This is a genomic window from Novosphingobium resinovorum (assembly GCF_001742225.1).
GTDB lineage: Bacteria > Pseudomonadota > Alphaproteobacteria > Sphingomonadales > Sphingomonadaceae > Novosphingobium > Novosphingobium resinovorum_A.
This window is the reverse complement of the sequence record NZ_CP017077.1, coordinates 211,709-229,717: the sequence shown is the minus strand read 5'-3', so window position 1 is coordinate 229,717 and position 18,009 is coordinate 211,709. Positions and strand designations below refer to the sequence as shown.

Genomic DNA, 18,009 nt, shown 5'->3' with positions numbered 1-18,009 from the left:
GGGCCGATGATCAGCTGGAACATTTTCAGCCTGCGTAGTTCACATCGACAAACAGCCGCGTGAACTCGAGCGGAGTCGGGGCTGCGCCATGACGGGCGCCATCCTCGCGAGCGGCGAGCCACACCATATTAATGTGGCTTGCTTGATCAGCGGAAAACTGCATGCGACTCGCCACGATGTCGTGCCAGCGCCCAGGAAGATTCCAGACTTCCTGGAGATGGACCTCCGATGCGTCCAGGATCGCTTCCTTGTCGGGATCAAGCGCCCCGATGGCGCGCAGCACGTAGCTGTCCAACAGCTCGAGAAACGGCTTGTCTTCGTACCGGTTCATTCGAACTCCGAGATCGAAAGGCAGACGAGGCTCGCCATTTCTAGCCTCATCATATGCGGTCGATGGTCGGCATTACTGTTTCAACGCCGCCCGAGCGACGCCCTTGATGAGCCTTGCCTTGGCCCGCGCTGACAGACCGTCGGTCAGAAGCTCGCGGCTGAGCCTGCGTAGCAGATGCCGCAACTCCGAAGCCGACGGGCTTCGCAAGTCGCCCATCCGCGCGGTAAGCGCAGGATAATATCATTTCACACGCGGCGCCTTCTTCACGCAGCCTCTTTCAGGTCCGTCACCCAGCCAGATCCAAAGGATCATGAACGCCATAGCGGCAATGTCGAATGCCAGAACCATGACCCTGATCCCGCCGCCCCCGTCCCACAATGCGCCGCCCATCAAAAGGGCAGTCATCAGGACAGGAGCGGCGAAGGGGTGATGTGTCTTTTGACCGGCGGCAACGCTGAGCGAGCATGCCATAGCAACGATCAACAGGCTCGCCGCTATTTCTGCTGCCGAGGTTATACATACGAGGATCAAGTCCATGACCACCTCCTCTCCCAGTCAATCGGGATTGCGAGGCAATGATACCGCATCCCCTACTGCGGCATCAAGGCTGAGATGGAGCCGTTCCGGTCGCTTGGTGTGCCAGGGCTGCAGCAGCCCTGACAGACCGCGCGTTCGCATAGATCCAGACTAGCCGGCATGCAGCTGCAGCTTGGCTACTGGATTGTTGGTGGTGCCGGATTGTGTTCTGCGACAAGGCCATTGAACAACAGGAACGCGACCATGTGCGCACGATTTCGCGTCCGGGTTTTGAGGCGGACGTTTTCAATATGCCGCTCTACCGTGCACGGCGCAATCGAGAGCCGGATCGCGACTTCCTTTGCCGACAGTCCATAGGTGACGAGGCTAACTATCTCGCGCTCACGACTTGTGAGCGAAGGATTCGTGCTTCCCAAAACCATTTTAAATTGCCCCCAATTTAACCATTTGATTCTGAAGGTTATGTTATAGTTTTCTGGCTACTTCAGCTGGACCCCTGCGACTCGGTATACACGTAAGTCCCGTTAACTTCCTGCTTATTTTTGTGGGGGAATTTCAGGAGGGGTGCCACTACAATACGCTTGGTGGCAAACTGGCCGGCACTCGCCTATTGTCCCGATCCTTAGCTTGTTGCCTAACGGACTACCATCTTCGGGGCCCGCGGCCGAGCCGCGTAAACTTCGGGCCAGCCCATTACCTCAATATTAGTAGGGAAACTGCACCGCTTTCAGTGGTCCGTCGAGCGGAAATTCAGGTCCGGATCGTCCAGGCCGATTTCCGAAGCAGACAACACCCCGCCGCTGAGCTTCAAGTCGATCATCAGGATGAAGAACTCGAGGAGATCGCCGTCGTCCTGCGGCCAATTTCCAAATGACGCGGCCTTGAGAGCTTCACGGACGTCGTCTTCGATTGCGCCAAGCAGTGTTTCAATTGCCTTCATAGAAACCAAGTATGCGATCAGAGGGGCGGCGGCAACTCCCGGAAAAATGAGGCCTGCCTCTTTCCATAGTCCGGGCCGAAACTCGGTCGAAGCCGACTTGAACGCACGACGGTCCTGCTGTGGACGATCCGACCATCGGATCCGCACGACAGGGCTGAATCCGAATGCTCCGGTCTCCCAGCTCATCGCGGCCTGCTGTCTGTGCCCTCGCGCTCCGCCTCGATCTTCTTGTTTATCGTGATATCGAAGCATACTCCCGGGAAACGGATGCAGCTGCCCGTGGCATCCAGGACCGCCCTGCCCTGAGCCGAAATCCAGCGGATTTCTCCCCTTCGGTCAAAAATGCGATACTCCGACTGGTAATGATCCCCGTAGCGCACAGCATTGTTAATCTGAGACTGAACAAGAGGTAGGTCGTCGGGATGGATGCAGTGAAGGAACTCGGATAGCGGCGTCCCCGCAGCAGCCTTCGCGGCATCCACGTTGTATATTACGGCAAACCGCTGGTCGGCAGTCACCCGGTCATTCACAACGTCTCATTCCCAGGACCCGATTGGATCGCCGATAGACAAGGCTGCCTGAAGGCGGGCGGCAGCTTTCTTGCGATCCTGCTCCGCTCGCACCTTCTCGGTCGTTTCGCGGGTAATACACGGCAACCCGGCCACGACGTTGCTGTCATCCCAGACAGGGGAATAGGAGAACGTCCACCCGCTTTCTTCAGGAACGCCATCACGATGGATGTCGAGCCGCATGTCGATCATTTCGACATTGCCGCCAGAGTAAGTTTCGCGAACAAGCGGCTCGATATCGCTCCAAATGTCATGCCAAAGTTGTTCGAAGGGTCTGCCCATCGCGCCCTTTACCCGTTGCCCCAAAATCGGTCGGTACGCGTCATTGAAAAAAGAAAGTCTGTCGGGGCCCCACGCCAGAAACATGGGCGTCGGACAGGCAAGCAATGCGGTTACCAGCGTCTTGAGTGGCTGAGACCAACTTTCCAATTTCCCCAACGACGTCTTTGACCAGTCGGTGTACGCGACCTCACGACCTGAAACTGTTTCGCCGTATAACTTGGAAAATGACGCATGATCCGCCATCAGTGTCGCTTTCCCGTCTAGCATAAATTCAGTCACCAAAACCATTAATGACGGGCGAATTCCGAGCACTGACGGTTGTTTAATCCAGGGTGCCTTGCAACATCGCCTCCGTCATTTACTGTTCGTCGTTCCCGCCGGTTGAAAGCCAATCTCTGTCAGCACATTGATCAGCCGCTGGCCATCGCTGCGGACACGGTCTGACCATTCGTGGTGGTCGAGATAACCAAGCGCGGACCGCTGGAAAGCGCCCGCCGCCCGAGTTGCTTCCAGCAGGACGCTTCGAGGGATCTGCGGCTCTGCTTGTTCAAATCTGGATACGGCGCTGGTAAATCCCGCGGTAACGTCGCGGCGTTTGGCAAGAGAGTCACGCTCGCCGGTCTGCTCGATCATGCCACTTTTCACGGGACCCACTTTGAAGGTATCCACGTTCCTGCTCCCAAAGCTGCCGTCGATTTTGTACGGTCTGCTTTGGAAACAACCTATCGTGCGGAGAATGGTTCCTAATCCCGCGGCCGGCATCATCAGGCCTTGGACATCTGCCTGCAACCGGTTGCCACTGAAAGCCCGAGATCGTCTATCCGCTGGGAGGAACGCCCTTCGCCTATTGCGCTTCCTGGAAGCGATCGCTCTCCAATGGACCCCGTGCAGGATCATCCTCACGCTGGTTCGTGGCGATGGAGAGCATCGCTAGGCCCGCACCGGGCAATAGAAGCGGTCGCCCGGACGTCGCTCCCGCTTGGATGCACAAAACCATCGGCGGGGAAGTTCACCGCGTAAGGCAGACTTCTGCCCCGGTCGCAAGCTAGCCGATCCAGCAAGATACAACTCGAAGGCTTCCTGGCGGTCAACCGAGACCGTCGGTCTGCGTTATAGTTCGGCGCTCGCCTATCGGTTCGCCAAGGCGAATGGGGCGACCGGGCGCCCACTGACTGTGAAATGCGATGGTGTCCCGCTGAAACAGCGCCACCACAGTCGAACCAAGGAGGAAACGGCCCATCTCCGCGCCCTTTTCCAGTGAAATGCCGTCGTCGGAGTAGGTCCAATTGGTGATTTTCCCGGCTGCTTTCGGTTTGACCACGCCGTGCCACACTGTGGCCATGCTCCCGACGATCGTGGCGCCGACCAGCACCATCACGAATGGCCCGTGGCGCGGCGAGGAGAAGACGCAGACCACCCGCTCGTTGCGGGCGAAGAGGTTCGGCACTCCGCGCGCAGTGACGGGATTCACGGAAAATAGTCTTCCCGGCACATGGATCATCCGTGTGAGTATGCCAGCGCAGGGCATATGCGCGCGATGATAGTCCTTGGGGGACAAATACACGTTCGCGAAGCTGCCATGCCGGAACTGGCTCGACAGGCTGGCATCGCCGCCAAGGAGGTCGGTGATACTGAAGTAATGGCCCTTGGCCTGCAGGATACGATGGTGATCGATGGCGCCGAACTGGCTGATCGCGCCGTCCACTGGATTGACGAAATCCGCGCTCGCCAACGGACGTGCGTCGGGCTTAAGCGCCCGAGTAAAGAAGTCGTTGAAGCTGTCGTAGTGATCAAGATCGGTTTGTACCGCCTCGGTCATATCCACCTCGTACTTGCGTGCAAACCATCGGATGAGCCGAGCCGTCATCGCGCCGCATTTCACCCGGGCGACCCTGCCTGCGAGTGCGGTCAGCCCTTTTTTGGGCAGGAGGTATTGGAGCAGGACCTTAAGGCGATCAGACATGATCGCTCGAATGCTAGAGTTACCGCGATGAACCGCAAGGACGAATTTGTTTGACCCGTCAGGGGAAGCCCGGCGCATCTCCTGTAGCTGTTGCTGAGCAGCGTCCTGACAGTCAGGCGATGTTGGTGCCGCCGTTCGCGCCATCGATTATATCCGTAAGGCAGCTGCCTTCCTGCGAGACGGGCGCACGTAGACAAGATTGATTTCAAACGGTGAGCAGCCTTCGGATCCTCGCCGGATAGGACGGCACGTCGGCGCCCTCAGTGCTTAAGCCGTGGCATAGTTCGAGATTAAGCGATCCGGAATTTACGAAGCTGCGATGTTTTCATGTCGACTCGGGAGCCGGCTCGTTGCGGCAAAGTCTGCGGTAGGCTAGTCGCAACCGCCATATAGACGCCTCACACAACCTTCACTTGCCCGGTTTAGTCGCGGAGTGATCGTCATCCGTGGGTGGAATGAAGCTCACTTGGGCAATGCGCCACGATCGATCGCTATCTCCAGCCCAGTAGGACCGTGGGTGGTCTGGCTCTTCGGGGGGATGGTGGTTATGCACTTCAACATGGATAAGACGTCCCGTCTCGCGAAGGCGAACCGTCGAGCCGGGAAACTCTGTACGAATACGGTCGCGCAGTGCCTGGGCATCTTCGGAAAGATCGGGGCCAGAGAGCGCGCGCTGTGCCCCATCCTCCCGTGCGCGGACACAGCGCTGCCCCCGGCCAATTCGTGGCCGTCCGCGTGGAAGATAATGGGAGCGGCATCGCGGCGGAGACCCTGAAAAGCATATTCGAGCACTTCTTCACGACCAAGGGGCTCAATAAGGAGACCGGCCTCGGGCTCAGTCAGGTCCGCGGGTTTGCTAAGCAGTCCGGCGGCGAGATCGACGCTGAAATCGGGTCGGTATTGGAACCGCCTTCACGTTTTATTTGCCGATCGCCAAGGCTGAGCAGATCGTGGCCGTCGCACCGACCTTCGGGTGCGCCGGGAGGGCCTGCTCACCAAGCGTGTTCTGGTTGTCGAAGACAATGAGGCCGTCGCTCGGGTGGCACGCGATATGCTTGAAGAGCTCGGACAGATTGTCACGCTTGCCGAAAACGGCGAAGCGGCACTCTCACTCCTCGAGGAGGGGCCGGCCAAGTTCGACCTCGTCTTCAGCGGCGCAGGCCTTCGTTGCTCCTCAGGACCTGCTTGCGTCGATGGGCGAGTGCACCTTCCGCTGCGTAGTCAGCGACATCCAGATGGGCGAGACCGACGGCTTTGCCTGCGCTGAGGCGCTGCGCGCCCGCGATCCGCGCGTGGCAATGGTGTTCATGACGGCTTGGCCCACCACTGCCCACGCCGTCGATGCCGTGCGCCGCCATGGCGGCCTCGACTACTTGGAGAAACCCATCGACGAGCCGCGCTTGATTGCCGCTGTTCGCGAAGGCCTCGCCTGGTCGGCGCACGAACGGCGCATCGCCGCAGTGACCGAGCCGTTCACCCGCCGTGAGCGCGAGGTCTTCGAGCTGCTGGTGCGCGGCCACTCCAACAAGGAGGTCGCCGAACACCTCGCCATCTCGGCCCGCACGGTGGAAGACCACCGCGTCGCCATCGTCGCCAAGACCCGCACCAATGGCCTCGCCCAACTCGTTGCGCTGAGCCGGGGGGAAGCGATCTGAACCCGCGTTAAAAATCTGTAAGACCGGAGATTTCCCGGATCGACCCATCCCGGCGCCGCCAGCATCTTCCCCGGCAAATCACTGGGTCCCCGCGCCCCGTGCCCGACATTCCGAGGCGACCCGAGGGGCGCACGCCTGCTGGCGAGCGCACCGGACTTGGCCGGCGGGACATTCCGTTCCCGCCGGCCACTTTTAGAGTAAGGCATGGACACTGCCAATGCTTCGCCCGGTTTAGCGCTTCCGGCCAAGATCCGGTCTCTCGATCGCCCTCATCGTGGACGTTCCCGAGCCCAAATCCGCTTCCTGAAATTGCTCCTTCGTTCATGTGACCGGAGTGGAAGAAGACGGTCGTGTGTGCACACTTCGAAAACGGCGAGTCTCGGATTGAAAGCGGCCACTCGTGAGGTGCAAATGCTTGTAAAGCGTGTGCCGAGATACGGCGGCGGCGCGCCACCGCTGACACATTGGCATCCGGCTCCAGGCTTTGCGCGATGATCTGCGCCCGCGCCTCGGGCGTCCAGTGCCGCTTGCCTCGCGCACTTTCGATCACGTCAAGCCGCTGCACCTGACCCGGGGCGCTCGTTTCGAAACATGTTTCGAAATCAGTTTCATCACTCACTGGTAACCTCGCCGTTCGATGCGACGAAACTACCAACCTCAGAGCTTCTGAAAATGTGAGGCATTTTTGACCGCTTACGGACAGGCTTCAGAGGCACTCCAATGTCGGTGTCCAATGCGCTCGTAAGGCAGGTCTCGTCCATCCACCCACTTCAACCACAGCCCTCGGGACAGGCAAGGTGGAGCCGGCACACCGCTCTGATGTCCGCTGTCAACGTTTCGGGCGTGCGCTAGCGACCGGTCCAGCCGGAGCCATTTGGATAATCGCACACAGGTGGAGGCAGGACCTGAAGGACGTCGGTGATCAAGCTCTGATGCGCGGGTTGGATACCGCATTACCGATTGAGCGTCTGGGGCTGTCCCTGTCTTACTACGGGCGTCGGCCAAAAGCCGGCCACAAAGCGTCTGTCGGGCGTTCCCCTGCCGTGATCCTGCCCCCGCCTGTGCGCGAGTGGGATAGGTCGATCAGATTGGCTGCGCGACGCGTCCGACCGACCACATGAAGCCGGCAAGCTCGCGCGCGATCGCGGTGCAGACGACCGTCGTTCGCTTGCCGGTTGCCGCCAGCCGCCGATATCGGGCGGTAAGGCGAGATTGTGCTTTCCAGGCGATCTCGCGCACGACAGGCGAGACCCGCTCATGGATGTAGAGCTTCTTCACGCCAATGCGCGGTGGATGGCGGTAGGTCCATGCGCTTTCGACGAGCATGTGCCGCACACGGCTGTTGCCAGCCTTGGTGATGCCGCCGCGCCGCACGGTTGCGCCCGTTGATCGTTCGCTTGGCACGAGGCCCAGATAGCTCATGAGCTGCCTAGGATTCTCGAAGCGCGTCACGTCGCCGACCTCCGCAGCGAAAGTGACGGCGACGATCAGATCGACACCACGGAGGGCCTGTAGGCTGCGCACGAGGGGTTCGAGAGACCAGCTTGGCAGGAACTCTTCGATCGCCGCTTCGATGCGTTTGATCCGCTCGCTGGCCAGCCGCAGTGCATCGACCATCTCCTGAAGGGCGATCTGGTGCGCCGGATGGTCGAACCGCTGTTCCTGCAGCCATCGCAGATATCGCATCGACCACGTCTTCTTCCGTGGGAAGATCCTGCCATGCTTGAGCATGAACGACGTGATGTGCTGGCGATGGACGCGCTGCGTCTCGACAGCTGCCGAGCGGCCGCGAACCAGATCGCGCATAGCCTCATGACCTTCGTCCGGCACCCATACTGCGGTGAGTTCTCCTGCGCGGAGCAGCCGAGCCAGTCCGATCGCATCGCGCCGGTTGGTCTTCACCTGATCGCCTGGGCGCCGTGGAATGAGCGAAGGCGCGACGACCGTGCACTCGAAGCCCATCGACTGGATCAGCCGATGAAGCCCGTATCCCGTCGGCCCTGCCTCATAGCAAAAGATCACGCTTTCGTGCTTCGCGGCAAGCCGCTTCACCAGGCGTCGCATGCTCGCCTCGTCAGCGTCGAACTCGCCCAGATACCTTACTTCGCCCATGCGTCCGCCGTCGGCAACGGCCACGGCGTTGCGTAGCTTTGCAACGTCAATGCCGACGAACGCCTCTCGTAGCTCATCCATGACACCATCTCCGCGATAGCGAAGGCTCAGCACCTGCGCTGCCCTCGCCAACACAGTGTAAGCGCAGGGCCGCCCTCTCGCGCAGCGGACATACGGTCTTACGTCTTGGTCGCAGGTTGCGCGTTTCGGTTACGAGGATTTCGTAGCAAGGCCGACCCTTCTCGGCCGTTCAGCCGCCGATTTTGCGCGCCCGGGTGCGGTCGGTCTGCTTTCCTATTCTGAATGCCCAAGACTGGGCCTTTAGCAGACGGAACGTTTTGGTCGAGCAAGATGGGTATATGTCGATCAATAAGCTAAAACGATCAAGCTCTTTGCTGCCTGCCGCTTGCGCGATCCCACTGAATGGATCCGTTATTGCGCCGGGTGTTCAACCGGCGCTTACACCAAGGGAGGTGCGCACGCCTAAATCTTTCCGGAACCAAGGCTGGGGCTCTTAGCGGCCGTTGCCAAGCAGTTCTGGACGAAAATCACTGCGCCGGCTCACTGTTTTTCCCGCGACAACAAACACTCCGTCCCCGGTGTAATGCAGCGTTCTGGGGTGCTTGGGCTGAGGCGCGACGTGCGCCTTTACGATTTCGAATATGAAGAGATTGTAGTCCTTGACCATCCGGTCGTCCGCCAGTCGGCACTCGAAGTTCGCGTGACACGCGGTGAGCAACGGAGCTCTGATGTGGTCGGCGGCCTGCACATCAAGGTTAAACCCAGCGAACTTGTCTTTGTCCCGGCCCGAACAATTGCCGATCCCGACGACAGCGTCGAGCATGTCGAGGGTTGGCAGGTTCAGCACACATTCTGCGCTTTGACGTATCAGCTCGAAACTATGATTGCCGGCAGAGATCATGCAGCCGACAAGGGAAGGCGTAAACTCCAGCACCATATGCCAACCCATGGTCATCACATTGCGCTCGCCGTCATGACAAGATGTCACCAGCAAGATCGAGCCGGGTTCGAGAAAGGCACGTGCCCGGTGTACCGGCAGGTCGTGTTTTTCAACCACAGGCACCCCCGGCAACATCGCGTTCTACAAAGGAGACGGTCATGCGTTGCCGTTGCGGCGCCGCGTCTCCCAGCCCTTGCGAGCCGCAGCCGATCGCTGCTCTGAAGAGCCTGACTTGTGCGCCTTGCCGCCGCGAGAGGATGCGCTGCGATTTTCCGGCTTGCCTCGGCCCGAGCCGGACTTTTTCCCACCGCCGCTTTCGTTGTTGACGGTCGCCCAGGCCCGGCTTTCAGCTTCTTTCTTGGGGGTGCCGCGCTTTTCGTAGCTTTCCTCGATATGCTCGGCCCGGCGCTTCTGTTTGTCCGTGTAGCTGCTCTTGTCACCTTTAGGCATGTTTATCCTCCTTTATCTGGCGACGGACTGCAGCTCCCGAGAACTGGTCCGAAAGAACAGCGCGATTCTGTCCCCGCGCTGCACGATCAGGCTATCGATCAATGAATGTGGGGCAAAGCGGGGTAGTCGACGTATCCTTTCGCGCCGCCTCCGTAGAACGTATCCTTGTCAGGTGCGTTCAGTTCGGCACCCACGCGCAAACGCTCGGGCAGGTCCGGGTTGGCGAGAAACGACCGTCCAAAACTTATGGCATCAGCCTCTTGTGCGGCGATCGCTGCGCTGGCGCGGTCGGCATCGTAATCGCCATTGCCGATATAGACCCCGTCATAAAGAGTTCGCACTCGCTTCAGTAGCGCGCGCTGATCCTCGTCGGTATCCTGCCCGGTAAACTGCTCGATTGCGTGCAGATAGGCGAGCCCGTGTCCTGCCAGCATGCAATAAGCCGATGAGAAGGTAGCTTCAGGGTTGCTGTCGCTCATGTCGTTCGCCTGTCCAAGTGGGGAGAGCCGAACTCCGACGCGATCAGCGGGGAACACGGAAAGGACGCGCTCCATCACCTCGCGCAAAAAACGCTGGCGGTTCTCGATCGAGCCGCCGTAGTCGTCCTCGCGCTGGTTGGTACCGTCCTGCAGAAACTGGTCGAGCAGGTACCCATTGGCCGAGTGCACTTCCACACCATCGAACCCGGCCGCTTTGGCATAGCGCGCCGCAGTCTCGTAATCATCGAGGGTGGCTGCAATACCATCGGCATCCAGCGCGACCGGCTCGGAGGTGTCGGTGAGGCCATCGGCTGTGAAGGTCTGGGCCTTGGCGCGAACCGCGCTGGCGGAAACCGGTTGCGCGCCGCCCGGCAGAAGGGACGTATGGCTGATCCGGCCGACGTGCCAAAGCTGGCAGAAGATCCGACCCCCAGCAGCATGGACTGCTTCGATGACAGCCTTCCACCCTTCGACATGGGCTTCGCTGTGGATGCCGGGCGTATCTATGTACCCCTTACCCATTGGCGAAATCTGGGTGGCCTCGGAAATGATGAGCCCCGCCGAAGCACGCTGGCGGTAATAGGTGACGGCGAGTTCCCCGGGCGTCCCGTCCGCATGGGCCCGGCTGCGTGTCAGCGGGGCCATGAGGACGCGGTTGGGCAACTCGAACGCGCCGAGCCGCAAAGGTTCGAACAGATTGGAATGTCCGGTCATGATATTCCTCACTTTGCGGTGGTGCCGATCTTGATGGATTTGACGTTGACGAATTCCTTCAGCCCTTCAGGGCCATGTTCGCGCCCATAGCCTGATGTCTTGACCCCGCCGAAAGGGAGATCGGGAGAGGCGACGTCGAAAGTGTTGATGAAGATCATGCCGGTGTCGAAGTGCTTTGCAGCCAGTTCGCGAGCGCGCTCGACATCGCGGCTGAAGATACCTCCGCCAAGGCCATAGCGGCTGTCGTTGGCGATCTGCATGGCATCCTCATCATCTTTGGCCCGAATGATTGAAGCGGCAGGACCGAACAGTTCGTCGTCATAGGCAGGCTGCCCGGGCGCAACATCGACCAGAACCGTGGCGGGATAGAACCATCCGGTCCGGTCAGGAACCTGACCACCCACAAGCACGCGCGCGCCCTTGGCGACGCTCTCCTCGACCTGTTCGTGCAGTTTGTCACGCTGGGCCTTGCTGACCAGCGGGCCAAGCGCGGTCTTCTCGTCGGTGGGATCGCCCATGGCAATGGCGCGGAACTTTTCGACGTATGCCTCCACGAAGGCTTCATGGTTCCTGTCGGTAACGATGAATCGCTTGGCGTTCACGCAAGTCTGCCCGTTGTTGTAGATGCGTCCCGCAACACACGTCTCGACGGCCAGGTCGATGTCTGCATCGTCGAGGACGAGGTATGCGTCGTTCGATCCCAGCTCCAATACGGTCTTCTTGACGAGCGCGCCGGCCTTGGCGGCGACCGCTCGCCCTGCCTTGTCGCTGCCGGTCAGGGTGACAGCACGCACGAGATCGTTTTCGATCACCGTGTCGGACTGCTCGTGAGAGATCAGCAGCACACCGAACAGGCCCTTGGGCAGACCCGCCCGCTCATAGAGATCGCGCAGGAACAGGCCGCTGCCGGTGCAGCTTTCGGCATGCTTTAGCAGTACCCCGTTACCGGCCATCAGGCTGGCGATCGAATAGCGCACCGCCTGATACGCAGGAAAATTCCAAGGCTGGATGCCGTAGACGACGCCGATAGGGGCATGAGCGACATAAGCTGTCGCACCGTCGGCGGATCGCTCCTCGTCAGCGAGGACCGCGGGGCCCTGCTTGGCGGTATAGTCGCAGATCGCAGCGACGAGATCGACTTCGCTGCGGCTGTCACCGATCAGCTTGCCGACCTCGCGGGTCATCAGCGCGGCGAATTCCTCCTTGGAATCGCGCAGTTCTTGGCCGATGGCGGCAATCACGCCGGCCCGGTCTTCGAGACTGCGCAGACGCCATTCGAGAAACGCCTCGTGGCACGCCGAGACGGTCGCCGCAGCTTCCTCGTCCGACATGAGGGAATACGTCGCAATGACGTCCTCGGTCAGCGGATTGATCGTGCGGATTTGCTTGTCGCTCATAGTTTGGATTCTTTCGGTAAGGGAAGGATAGTGCTCACATCAGCCGTGCTGCGCACGGTGATGGTCGAGTGTCTTGCGGATCGCCGAAAGCGCATGGGTCAGCTCCGCATGCCATCCGCCAGGTTCAAGTTGTCGCACCGCCGAATGCGCCGCGCAGACGATGCGTGTCGAAGCCCATTCGCGCGCCAAGGCCTGGGCCCATGCCGCGAAATCGTCGGCAGCTCTTGAGCGCTGCTGCAGCGCCTTGGCGAGCATCGGATGAAAGCGCAGGCGCGACTGCGGCAAGATATTTCCCAGCATGCCGGGGGCGGCGAGGACCATCAAGGTATCGTCGACATGGACAATACCGCTGGGGCGGTGACGCACGAGAACCGAGGAGGCATGCACGCTGTCGTCAGTCGTCACCAGATCGAGGCCCGCTGGCACGGAAAAATCCAGATCGTCGAACCGTTCCTGGGTTGCCGGGTCTTCCATCACGTCCCGCTCCCAAGGCAGTTCGGGCGCCTGCTCCCGGTGTCGCTGCGTGCCGTAGAGGCGCGCGTGCGGAGCGATTTCATGGGCAGCGGTACAATGCAGGGTATGAAACGGGTGCACGTTGATGATGGTGTCGATGGCCCGCCCGTTGTTCGTGAGGCTCATCAGCGCCTCGCGCTCATCACCCGACACCGCATAGCTGTCGATCAAAGTGAACTGACCGTCGGCCTTGCGAACGAGGGACATGTGCGTCCCAACGTCGAAAACCTTCGCGACCCTGAAGGAGCCGCGAAAATTCCAGAAGCTCTCGGCAAGGTGTTTCATGCCTGGGCTGCTCTTTGCTGCTCGAGGATGAGTTGGGGCATGGCAGTCCAAGCGTCTGCATCGATCTTCGTTCCGATGACCAGCAGGCGGAGGGACGAAGCCTTGCAGGGGTGGGACCGTCCGAACGAATTCGGACTATCGCGCCGACCCTTCATAACCCCAATGGTGTTGGGGCTAATTGGCCGACCGAAATCTCGCGCTGCTGGCCGATCTGGATCTTTTTCCGGCGTGGAGCCGGATCTCGCAGTCGAAACCCGGCCCTCGCTATCAGCCGATGAAACGAATAAGGTCGTCGTTCAGCCTCGTAGGTGCCGTTGCGAACAGACCGTGCGGTTCGCCATCGTATTCGATGAACTCGGCGCTCGGTATGCCCGCCGCCGCAGCCTTCCCGGAAGGATCGATGGGGACCGTCTTGTCAGCGGTGCCATGGATGATAAGGGTGGGGACGGTGAAGGAGGCAAGGTCAGGCCGAAAATCGGTCTTTCCGAATGCGTCGATGCAATCGACGGTAGCCTTCGGGCTCGCCATTGCGCCCAGCAGGAAGCTCCAGTCGAGGATCCCCTGGCTAACAGGGCTCGAGATGAAACCGACTCCGTAGAACTGTTTTGCAAAGTCCTGCAAGAATGCGAACCGGTCTTCACGAATCTGCGCTTTCATGGTGTCGAAGACGCTCTCGTCGACACCATCAGGATTATCACTTCCCTTGAGCAGATAGGGCACCACGCTGCTCACCAGCGCCACCTTTGCGATCCGGGCTGCGCCATGACGCGACAGATACCGCGCGATCTCGCCGCCGCCCATCGAGAAGCCGACTAGGGTGACATTGTCGAGGGTGAGTTCGTCCAGAACCGCTGCAAGATCGTCTGCGAAGGTGTCGTAATCGTAGCCGGAGGCACCATGCCCGGACTGCCCGAACCCGCGCCGGTCATAGGTGATAACCCGGCACCCTGCTTCGAGAAGGGCCAAGGTCTGGTACTCGAACATGTCGCCGGTCAAAGGCCAGCCATGAATGAGGACCACCGGCTTACCTTGACCCATGTCCTTGACGTGAAGGCTGGTGCCGTCTTTTGCTTCGATGAAAGCCATTCAGAACGCTCCTTGGCGTAGATCGCCTGCTGACCTAACCGTGACAGACTGTGATGGTTCACTCCGCTCGTCGCTTTCCCAGCCGCAGGCGCTGAAGACACGCCGTTCCATCGTCTAGCCAAAACCGTCAGGCGGTTTCGCGGCGCGTTATCGCGAGTAAGCCACGAACCAGCACCAATCTCTCGGACCCTGGAAACGCAGCACGCCTGTCGGGCTTTCCACGATCAAGAAGTCTGGAGACAGTCATGGAAAGCGTGCAGCACGAACCGCGCAAGGAGCGGGTCGCCCCATCCGAAGCCCCGGACGATACAGCCGAAGGCATACGCTCGCTGGAGGCCGAGCGCCGGGATCCCGGCCCGGATCTTCGAGCAAGCGGAGGAATGGGGGCAAACCCCACTCAAGCGCAAAAAGGTCGAGCGGACGACCGCGCTCTGCGAGAAGCGGGCGTACAGTCGGGGACGCAGCGCGATCCGATTTTTCCCGAGGAAGATGAGTAGCCGCGACGGGTAAAGCGCCTACGGCGCATCTCAACGCAAAGGGGGAGGCTCCCTCAACTCGCCTTTCTGATCGGTATGTAGCGACAGGTGAACTCTGGTTGCTCGTGGCGGTCGATTGGCGTGAGGTGCACGAAAAGGCGCTCACCCACCGGTTCGTCGCTCAGGCAATAGGCGTGCTCGGCCTCGTAGAGATCGTCCTTGTGCGGGTCGATCCAGTCCTTCACCATTTTCAACGCACGGTATTTCGCCTTTGATCCACTATGCGCAACCACGAAGACGTTGCGATGCCGCTCGGCGAACTCTTTCGGTTGGTAGCCGCCCAGATTAACAAAATAGAGCTTTTCCTCCCCTTCGAAGGGCTCGGGCCTCAGTGAGATCGCAAAGCCATCCGCTTCGGTGACCTCGGCCCAGCAATCGACATGCAGGCTTCTGGGCACACCCCACCATTGTTCCCGCAGGATTGGGAACGCCCCTTCGATGCTGTCGGCGAGCACAAAGCGCACATCGTGCACCTCGATATTCGCGCAGGGGTGTTCGCCACCAATGTAGATTGCGAAAAGCTTCATCGCTCGTCCAATTCCTTCACTTCCTCGTCGGTGTCACATCGGCGGCCGAGTGCGGCAACCAGTTCAGCGGCCACGATCTGACCAATCTCATGTGAGCTTGTGATCCCCTGCACGAACGGGTGCCGCCCCAAGATGAAAGGAAGGCTGACGCAGAAAAGCTGGTCTGCCGGGATCTGCGAGGAGATGGGGTGAAACCGGTCGTCGATGGCGATACCGCGCAGAGGACCGTGTTCGGTCGAGGCATCGACGTCATGGACGATCCCCTGCTCGCGAAGCGAGGGAAAGGGGAAATCCTTGGCAGAAAGTACGCGCTGGCCGGTCGCTTCAATGAAGACCGGAAAATGGAATCTTGTCGAGCCATATGTCAGTAGCGCCCCGCTCAAGACGCCGTGCGGATCAATCTGGTAGTCCTCTCCGACTGCGATCACCTCTAGCTTTCCGGCCTCATGGAGGGCGAGCATGCGCAAAATCGATTCATGGGGCACGGTCGCGTAGTCATCGATGAAGGCGGTCTTGAGGTACCGCGAAAATCGCAGGAAGTCGGAGTCGCTGAGATAGGGGACGATGCCTTCGATCACTTCATGCATGCGCAGGATCGCATAGCGCCATGCTACCACATGATGTCGTTCGTAGTTGCGCTGCGCTTCTGCAAGATTGTGCCGAGCCCATTCGAAAGGGTCGGTGGCCAGGCGCTGGCTGAAGTAACCTTCGCAGAAATCTTCAAGGTTGAGCGATGCGAGACGCGTTTCTTGCGCGTACGACGCATCCGCTGCGGCAAGCTCCCGTTTGAACAACTCGAACGTCCGGTCCAGAAGCAAAGGATCATCGGCGTCGATGAGCTCGTTGATCGCTTCTGCGGTACAGATCGACAAAGGCTCATAGGGAATCGGAAAATAGAAATCGGCCTCCGGCAGCAGGCCTTTGCGCGACAGCATCGTCATCCGGAAATCTTCAGTGCCTGGCGCAGGGACATAGGTGATGCCGCCGTGTTCAGCCTCCACGAAATCGCCATGTGCGATGGCCAGGGCAACAGCAGCGTCGATGGCGGTGAGCGACGAGCCCCGAATACCGACATGGGTCGCCGGGATCTTCTCGATCTCGCTCGCCGGCCAGGGACTGGCGAAATACCCCAGGCTGACCTCGGGTTGCTCCGGCCATTGATGCCCGGTGGCAAGGATGACGTGGTCGAAGGTGGTTTCGAAGCATTCGCCGCGATGGGGCTGGACGCGCAAGGTCATTCCGTCAGGCCCGCTGACGGCATCGAGCACTTCGCACCGTGTGCGCACGGTCACGACGACCCCCTGAGAGGCGGCCTCCTCCAGCAGCATTTGCATCTGTTCGGAGAAAAATTCGCCCAAGACCACGCGTGGATAGAATGTCCGGTCATCGATGGCAGCCTGGTCGATGTGCATGTCCGCGAGTCGCTCCGAACTCTGGGCGTGCAGCCATGCGACGAGGCTTGTCGCGAGAGGCGGTATCTCGATGCTGGCGATATTGGAAAGCATCGCCGGATCGTTCCAACCAGGGCGGTAGGGAGTGCCTTTGCCGATGAACGGCTGCTTTTCGAAAATGGTGAGCTCGAAGGGTGCGGGCTGCAGCGCGAGCAAGGCGTTCAAGGTGTAGATGGCGGTAGGGCCAGCGCCCACGATAGCCACAGAACACGTCATACAACCCCCGGATATCCGCATGAAACAGGCAAGCGCCGATGTTCGCCGAGATGATGGCTGGTGAAAGAAAACCCCCGCCGAAGCGGGGGTTCCTTGGTCACTGCCTTGTGCCGGGCTCGGAGGTCTTCGGCGGCTTGCCATCCTCAATCCGACCTTCGTTACGCAGGTCGCGGCCTTCCTGAGCCTTCTTCTGGCTCTCGGGGGACTTGCCGTGCTCGTTGAGCTCCTCCTTGACGTAGCCGGCCGCTTCCTTCGCCTTACCTTCAATGCTCATGATCATCTCCTGCACTGGTCCGCATTTTGCAGCTCCTTGCAGGATGAAAGTGCGCGAGGGACAGAAACAGTTCCAAAAACGCTGCTCTACTCATCGCAAGGGAGAGATTCACCTCGTCCTGCAGCGGGAGTACATCGAACGCGCCGCTAATGTTTATACATGTTCAGCTACGCAAGGTATCCGGGACGATGCCGCCATTGCTGGCGAGCTTGTCCATAACCGCCCGATGCAGCGCGATGTTTTGCTCCGCTGTGCCATCCGCTCCGACATGGACGTCCAGTTCCTGCCCAAGCTCTTTGCGTGCGGCGAGACTGGAGTCGAGGTCGAGAAGCTTGAGAAGATCAACGATGGACGTGCGGTAATTGCCGCCATGGTCCGCCTTCATCGAGGCCATGGCTTCTAATACTGCGCCGACGTCGACGGAAGGTTGCGCTGCCGCAACGGGGCCTGCGGGTGCAGGCGATGGGGCCGCAGACGCTGGATGAGGGGACGTTGGCGAAGGTGCCGGAGCAAACTTGGGCGCGCCCACGTTGGCTGCAGGATCGGCCTTCTTCTCGGTCCCATGATGGAAGATCTTATTCAGGATATTTCCGAAGATGCTCATGCTCCTCTCCTCGACAATGGCGCGGTTGATAACGCGATGGTGAGACCCTCAAACGCGTCAGCACGTCGATGGTTGAGCGGAACGGCTTCGTGCTGCCGATCGTTCAGCCCTCATTGCCCACCACTCA

Annotated in this window: 23 protein-coding genes; 3 read left to right on the top strand and 20 right to left on the bottom strand. The window is 60.0% G+C overall.

Going from position 1 to position 18,009, the window contains the following annotated elements; all coding sequences use genetic code 11:
* Window positions 1–25: 25 nt before the first annotated feature.
* From BES08_RS26115 to asd, 8 genes are all read right to left on the bottom strand, one after another.
* Window positions 26–331 (bottom strand): hypothetical protein, encoded by a 306-nt coding sequence (locus BES08_RS26115; RefSeq protein ID WP_069709760.1) that lies wholly within the window; start codon window positions 329–331, stop codon window positions 26–28.
* A 240-nt stretch (window positions 332–571) separates the two neighbouring features.
* Entirely contained in the window at window positions 572–868 is a 297-nt protein-coding gene (locus BES08_RS26110; protein ID WP_069709759.1) for a hypothetical protein, read from the bottom strand.
* 176 nt (window positions 869–1,044) lie between these two features.
* On the bottom strand, window positions 1,045–1,290 hold the full coding sequence (locus BES08_RS32160) for a response regulator transcription factor (RefSeq protein ID WP_083274833.1): 246 nt from the start codon (window positions 1,288–1,290) through the stop codon (window positions 1,045–1,047).
* A 305-nt stretch (window positions 1,291–1,595) separates the two neighbouring features.
* The gene (locus BES08_RS33200; RefSeq protein WP_156799983.1) at window positions 1,596–1,994 is read right to left on the bottom strand and encodes a hypothetical protein; all 399 of its coding nucleotides are present in this window, start codon (window positions 1,992–1,994) and stop codon (window positions 1,596–1,598) included.
* Entirely contained in the window at window positions 1,991–2,326 is a 336-nt protein-coding gene (locus BES08_RS34790; protein ID WP_197524538.1) for a PAS domain-containing protein, read from the bottom strand. The genes BES08_RS33200 and BES08_RS34790 overlap by 4 nt, the downstream gene beginning before the upstream one ends.
* Before the next feature lie 18 nt (window positions 2,327–2,344).
* Complete coding sequence (locus BES08_RS26095) at window positions 2,345–2,902, bottom strand: PAS domain-containing protein (RefSeq protein WP_197524537.1); 558 nt, start codon at window positions 2,900–2,902, stop codon at window positions 2,345–2,347.
* Window positions 2,903–3,013: 111 nt separating this feature from the next.
* A complete protein-coding gene (locus BES08_RS26090; protein WP_197524536.1) occupies window positions 3,014–3,292 on the bottom strand; it encodes a hypothetical protein in 279 nt (92 codons plus the stop codon).
* Between the two features lie 454 nt (window positions 3,293–3,746).
* The gene (gene asd, locus BES08_RS26085) at window positions 3,747–4,622 is read right to left on the bottom strand and encodes an archaetidylserine decarboxylase (protein ID WP_069709754.1); all 876 of its coding nucleotides are present in this window, start codon (window positions 4,620–4,622) and stop codon (window positions 3,747–3,749) included.
* A gap of 630 nt (window positions 4,623–5,252) precedes the next feature.
* Here asd and BES08_RS34240 point away from each other — a divergent pair.
* Both BES08_RS34240 and BES08_RS26075 read left to right on the top strand, forming a co-directional pair.
* On the top strand, window positions 5,253–5,648 hold the full coding sequence (locus tag BES08_RS34240; protein WP_338043882.1) for an ATP-binding protein: 396 nt from the start codon (window positions 5,253–5,255) through the stop codon (window positions 5,646–5,648).
* Window positions 5,645–6,277 carry a response regulator transcription factor gene (locus BES08_RS26075; RefSeq protein WP_083274831.1) on the top strand — a complete coding sequence of 211 codons (633 nt, stop codon included), beginning with the start codon at window positions 5,645–5,647 and terminating at the stop codon, window positions 6,275–6,277. Before BES08_RS34240 ends, BES08_RS26075 begins: the two co-directional genes overlap by 4 nt.
* Window positions 6,278–6,284: 7 nt before the next feature.
* On the opposite strand, the gene BES08_RS34785 is transcribed toward BES08_RS26075, so the two are convergent.
* The 8 genes from BES08_RS34785 to BES08_RS26040 form a co-directional block, all read right to left on the bottom strand.
* Window positions 6,285–6,827, bottom strand: a complete 543-nt coding sequence (locus BES08_RS34785) for a transposase (RefSeq protein ID WP_420873475.1) — start codon at window positions 6,825–6,827, stop codon at window positions 6,285–6,287.
* Window positions 6,828–7,360: 533 nt separating this feature from the next.
* Window positions 7,361–8,470: an IS110 family RNA-guided transposase gene (locus BES08_RS26070; protein WP_069709752.1), complete on the bottom strand. Its 1,110-nt coding sequence runs from the start codon at window positions 8,468–8,470 to the stop codon at window positions 7,361–7,363.
* Between the two features lie 433 nt (window positions 8,471–8,903).
* Window positions 8,904–9,485: a flavin reductase family protein gene (locus tag BES08_RS26065; RefSeq protein WP_036530026.1), complete on the bottom strand. Its 582-nt coding sequence runs from the start codon at window positions 9,483–9,485 to the stop codon at window positions 8,904–8,906.
* 21 nt (window positions 9,486–9,506) lie between these two features.
* The gene (locus BES08_RS26060; protein WP_069709751.1) at window positions 9,507–9,800 is read right to left on the bottom strand and encodes a plasmid stabilization protein; all 294 of its coding nucleotides are present in this window, start codon (window positions 9,798–9,800) and stop codon (window positions 9,507–9,509) included.
* A 98-nt stretch (window positions 9,801–9,898) separates the two neighbouring features.
* Window positions 9,899–10,993 (bottom strand): alkene reductase, encoded by a 1,095-nt coding sequence (locus BES08_RS26055; RefSeq protein WP_036530023.1) that lies wholly within the window; start codon window positions 10,991–10,993, stop codon window positions 9,899–9,901.
* 8 nt (window positions 10,994–11,001) lie between these two features.
* Window positions 11,002–12,390 carry an NAD-dependent succinate-semialdehyde dehydrogenase gene (locus BES08_RS26050; protein WP_036530022.1) on the bottom strand — a complete coding sequence of 463 codons (1,389 nt, stop codon included), beginning with the start codon at window positions 12,388–12,390 and terminating at the stop codon, window positions 11,002–11,004.
* Between the two features lie 39 nt (window positions 12,391–12,429).
* Window positions 12,430–13,239 carry a hypothetical protein gene (locus tag BES08_RS26045; protein ID WP_231958449.1) on the bottom strand — a complete coding sequence of 270 codons (810 nt, stop codon included), beginning with the start codon at window positions 13,237–13,239 and terminating at the stop codon, window positions 12,430–12,432.
* Window positions 13,240–13,455: 216 nt separating this feature from the next.
* Complete coding sequence (locus BES08_RS26040; RefSeq protein WP_036530020.1) at window positions 13,456–14,274, bottom strand: alpha/beta fold hydrolase; 819 nt, start codon at window positions 14,272–14,274, stop codon at window positions 13,456–13,458.
* Between the two features lie 245 nt (window positions 14,275–14,519).
* On the opposite strand from BES08_RS26040, the gene BES08_RS33190 reads away from it, so the two are divergent.
* Window positions 14,520–14,771: a hypothetical protein gene (locus BES08_RS33190; RefSeq protein WP_155986472.1), complete on the top strand. Its 252-nt coding sequence runs from the start codon at window positions 14,520–14,522 to the stop codon at window positions 14,769–14,771.
* Between the two features lie 53 nt (window positions 14,772–14,824).
* Here BES08_RS33190 and BES08_RS26035 read toward each other — a convergent pair whose 3' ends face one another.
* The 4 genes from BES08_RS26035 to BES08_RS32145 all read right to left on the bottom strand — a co-directional run bounded on the left by BES08_RS26035 (window position 14,825) and on the right by BES08_RS32145 (window position 17,882).
* A complete protein-coding gene (locus tag BES08_RS26035) occupies window positions 14,825–15,337 on the bottom strand; it encodes a DUF1543 domain-containing protein (RefSeq protein WP_036530018.1) in 513 nt (170 codons plus the stop codon).
* Entirely contained in the window at window positions 15,334–16,992 is a 1,659-nt protein-coding gene (locus tag BES08_RS26030) for an FAD/NAD(P)-binding protein (protein WP_231958448.1), read from the bottom strand. Before BES08_RS26030 ends, BES08_RS26035 begins: the two co-directional genes overlap by 4 nt.
* A gap of 109 nt (window positions 16,993–17,101) precedes the next feature.
* Window positions 17,102–17,278, bottom strand: coding sequence for a hypothetical protein (locus tag BES08_RS33760; RefSeq protein WP_197524534.1), 177 nt, complete (start codon window positions 17,276–17,278; stop codon window positions 17,102–17,104).
* Between the two features lie 163 nt (window positions 17,279–17,441).
* Window positions 17,442–17,882, bottom strand: a complete 441-nt coding sequence (locus BES08_RS32145; protein ID WP_083274829.1) for a DUF3597 domain-containing protein — start codon at window positions 17,880–17,882, stop codon at window positions 17,442–17,444.
* Window positions 17,883–18,009: the final 127 nt, after the last annotated feature.

Coding starts and splice junctions, on each gene's coding strand:
- BES08_RS26115 (WP_069709760.1), bottom strand. CDS start 331: ATGAACCGGTACGAAGACAAGCCGTTTCTCGAGCTGTTGGACAGCTAC.
- BES08_RS26110 (WP_069709759.1), bottom strand. CDS start 868: ATGGACTTGATCCTCGTATGTATAACCTCGGCAGCAGAAATAGCGGCG.
- BES08_RS32160 (WP_083274833.1), bottom strand. CDS start 1,290: ATGGTTTTGGGAAGCACGAATCCTTCGCTCACAAGTCGTGAGCGCGAG.
- BES08_RS33200 (WP_156799983.1), bottom strand. CDS start 1,994: ATGAGCTGGGAGACCGGAGCATTCGGATTCAGCCCTGTCGTGCGGATC.
- BES08_RS26095 (WP_197524537.1), bottom strand. CDS start 2,902: ATGGCGGATCATGCGTCATTTTCCAAGTTATACGGCGAAACAGTTTCA.
- BES08_RS26090 (WP_197524536.1), bottom strand. CDS start 3,292: ATGATCGAGCAGACCGGCGAGCGTGACTCTCTTGCCAAACGCCGCGAC.
- asd (WP_069709754.1), bottom strand. CDS start 4,622: ATGTCTGATCGCCTTAAGGTCCTGCTCCAATACCTCCTGCCCAAAAAA.
- BES08_RS26075 (WP_083274831.1), top strand. CDS start 5,645: ATGAGGCCGTCGCTCGGGTGGCACGCGATATGCTTGAAGAGCTCGGAC.
- BES08_RS26070 (WP_069709752.1), bottom strand. CDS start 8,470: ATGGATGAGCTACGAGAGGCGTTCGTCGGCATTGACGTTGCAAAGCTA.
- BES08_RS26065 (WP_036530026.1), bottom strand. CDS start 9,485: ATGTTGCCGGGGGTGCCTGTGGTTGAAAAACACGACCTGCCGGTACAC.
- BES08_RS26060 (WP_069709751.1), bottom strand. CDS start 9,800: ATGCCTAAAGGTGACAAGAGCAGCTACACGGACAAACAGAAGCGCCGG.
- BES08_RS26055 (WP_036530023.1), bottom strand. CDS start 10,993: ATGACCGGACATTCCAATCTGTTCGAACCTTTGCGGCTCGGCGCGTTC.
- BES08_RS26050 (WP_036530022.1), bottom strand. CDS start 12,390: ATGAGCGACAAGCAAATCCGCACGATCAATCCGCTGACCGAGGACGTC.
- BES08_RS26040 (WP_036530020.1), bottom strand. CDS start 14,274: ATGGCTTTCATCGAAGCAAAAGACGGCACCAGCCTTCACGTCAAGGAC.
- BES08_RS33190 (WP_155986472.1), top strand. CDS start 14,520: ATGGAAAGCGTGCAGCACGAACCGCGCAAGGAGCGGGTCGCCCCATCC.
- BES08_RS26035 (WP_036530018.1), bottom strand. CDS start 15,337: ATGAAGCTTTTCGCAATCTACATTGGTGGCGAACACCCCTGCGCGAAT.
- BES08_RS33760 (WP_197524534.1), bottom strand. CDS start 17,278: ATGAGCATTGAAGGTAAGGCGAAGGAAGCGGCCGGCTACGTCAAGGAG.
- BES08_RS32145 (WP_083274829.1), bottom strand. CDS start 17,882: ATGAGCATCTTCGGAAATATCCTGAATAAGATCTTCCATCATGGGACC.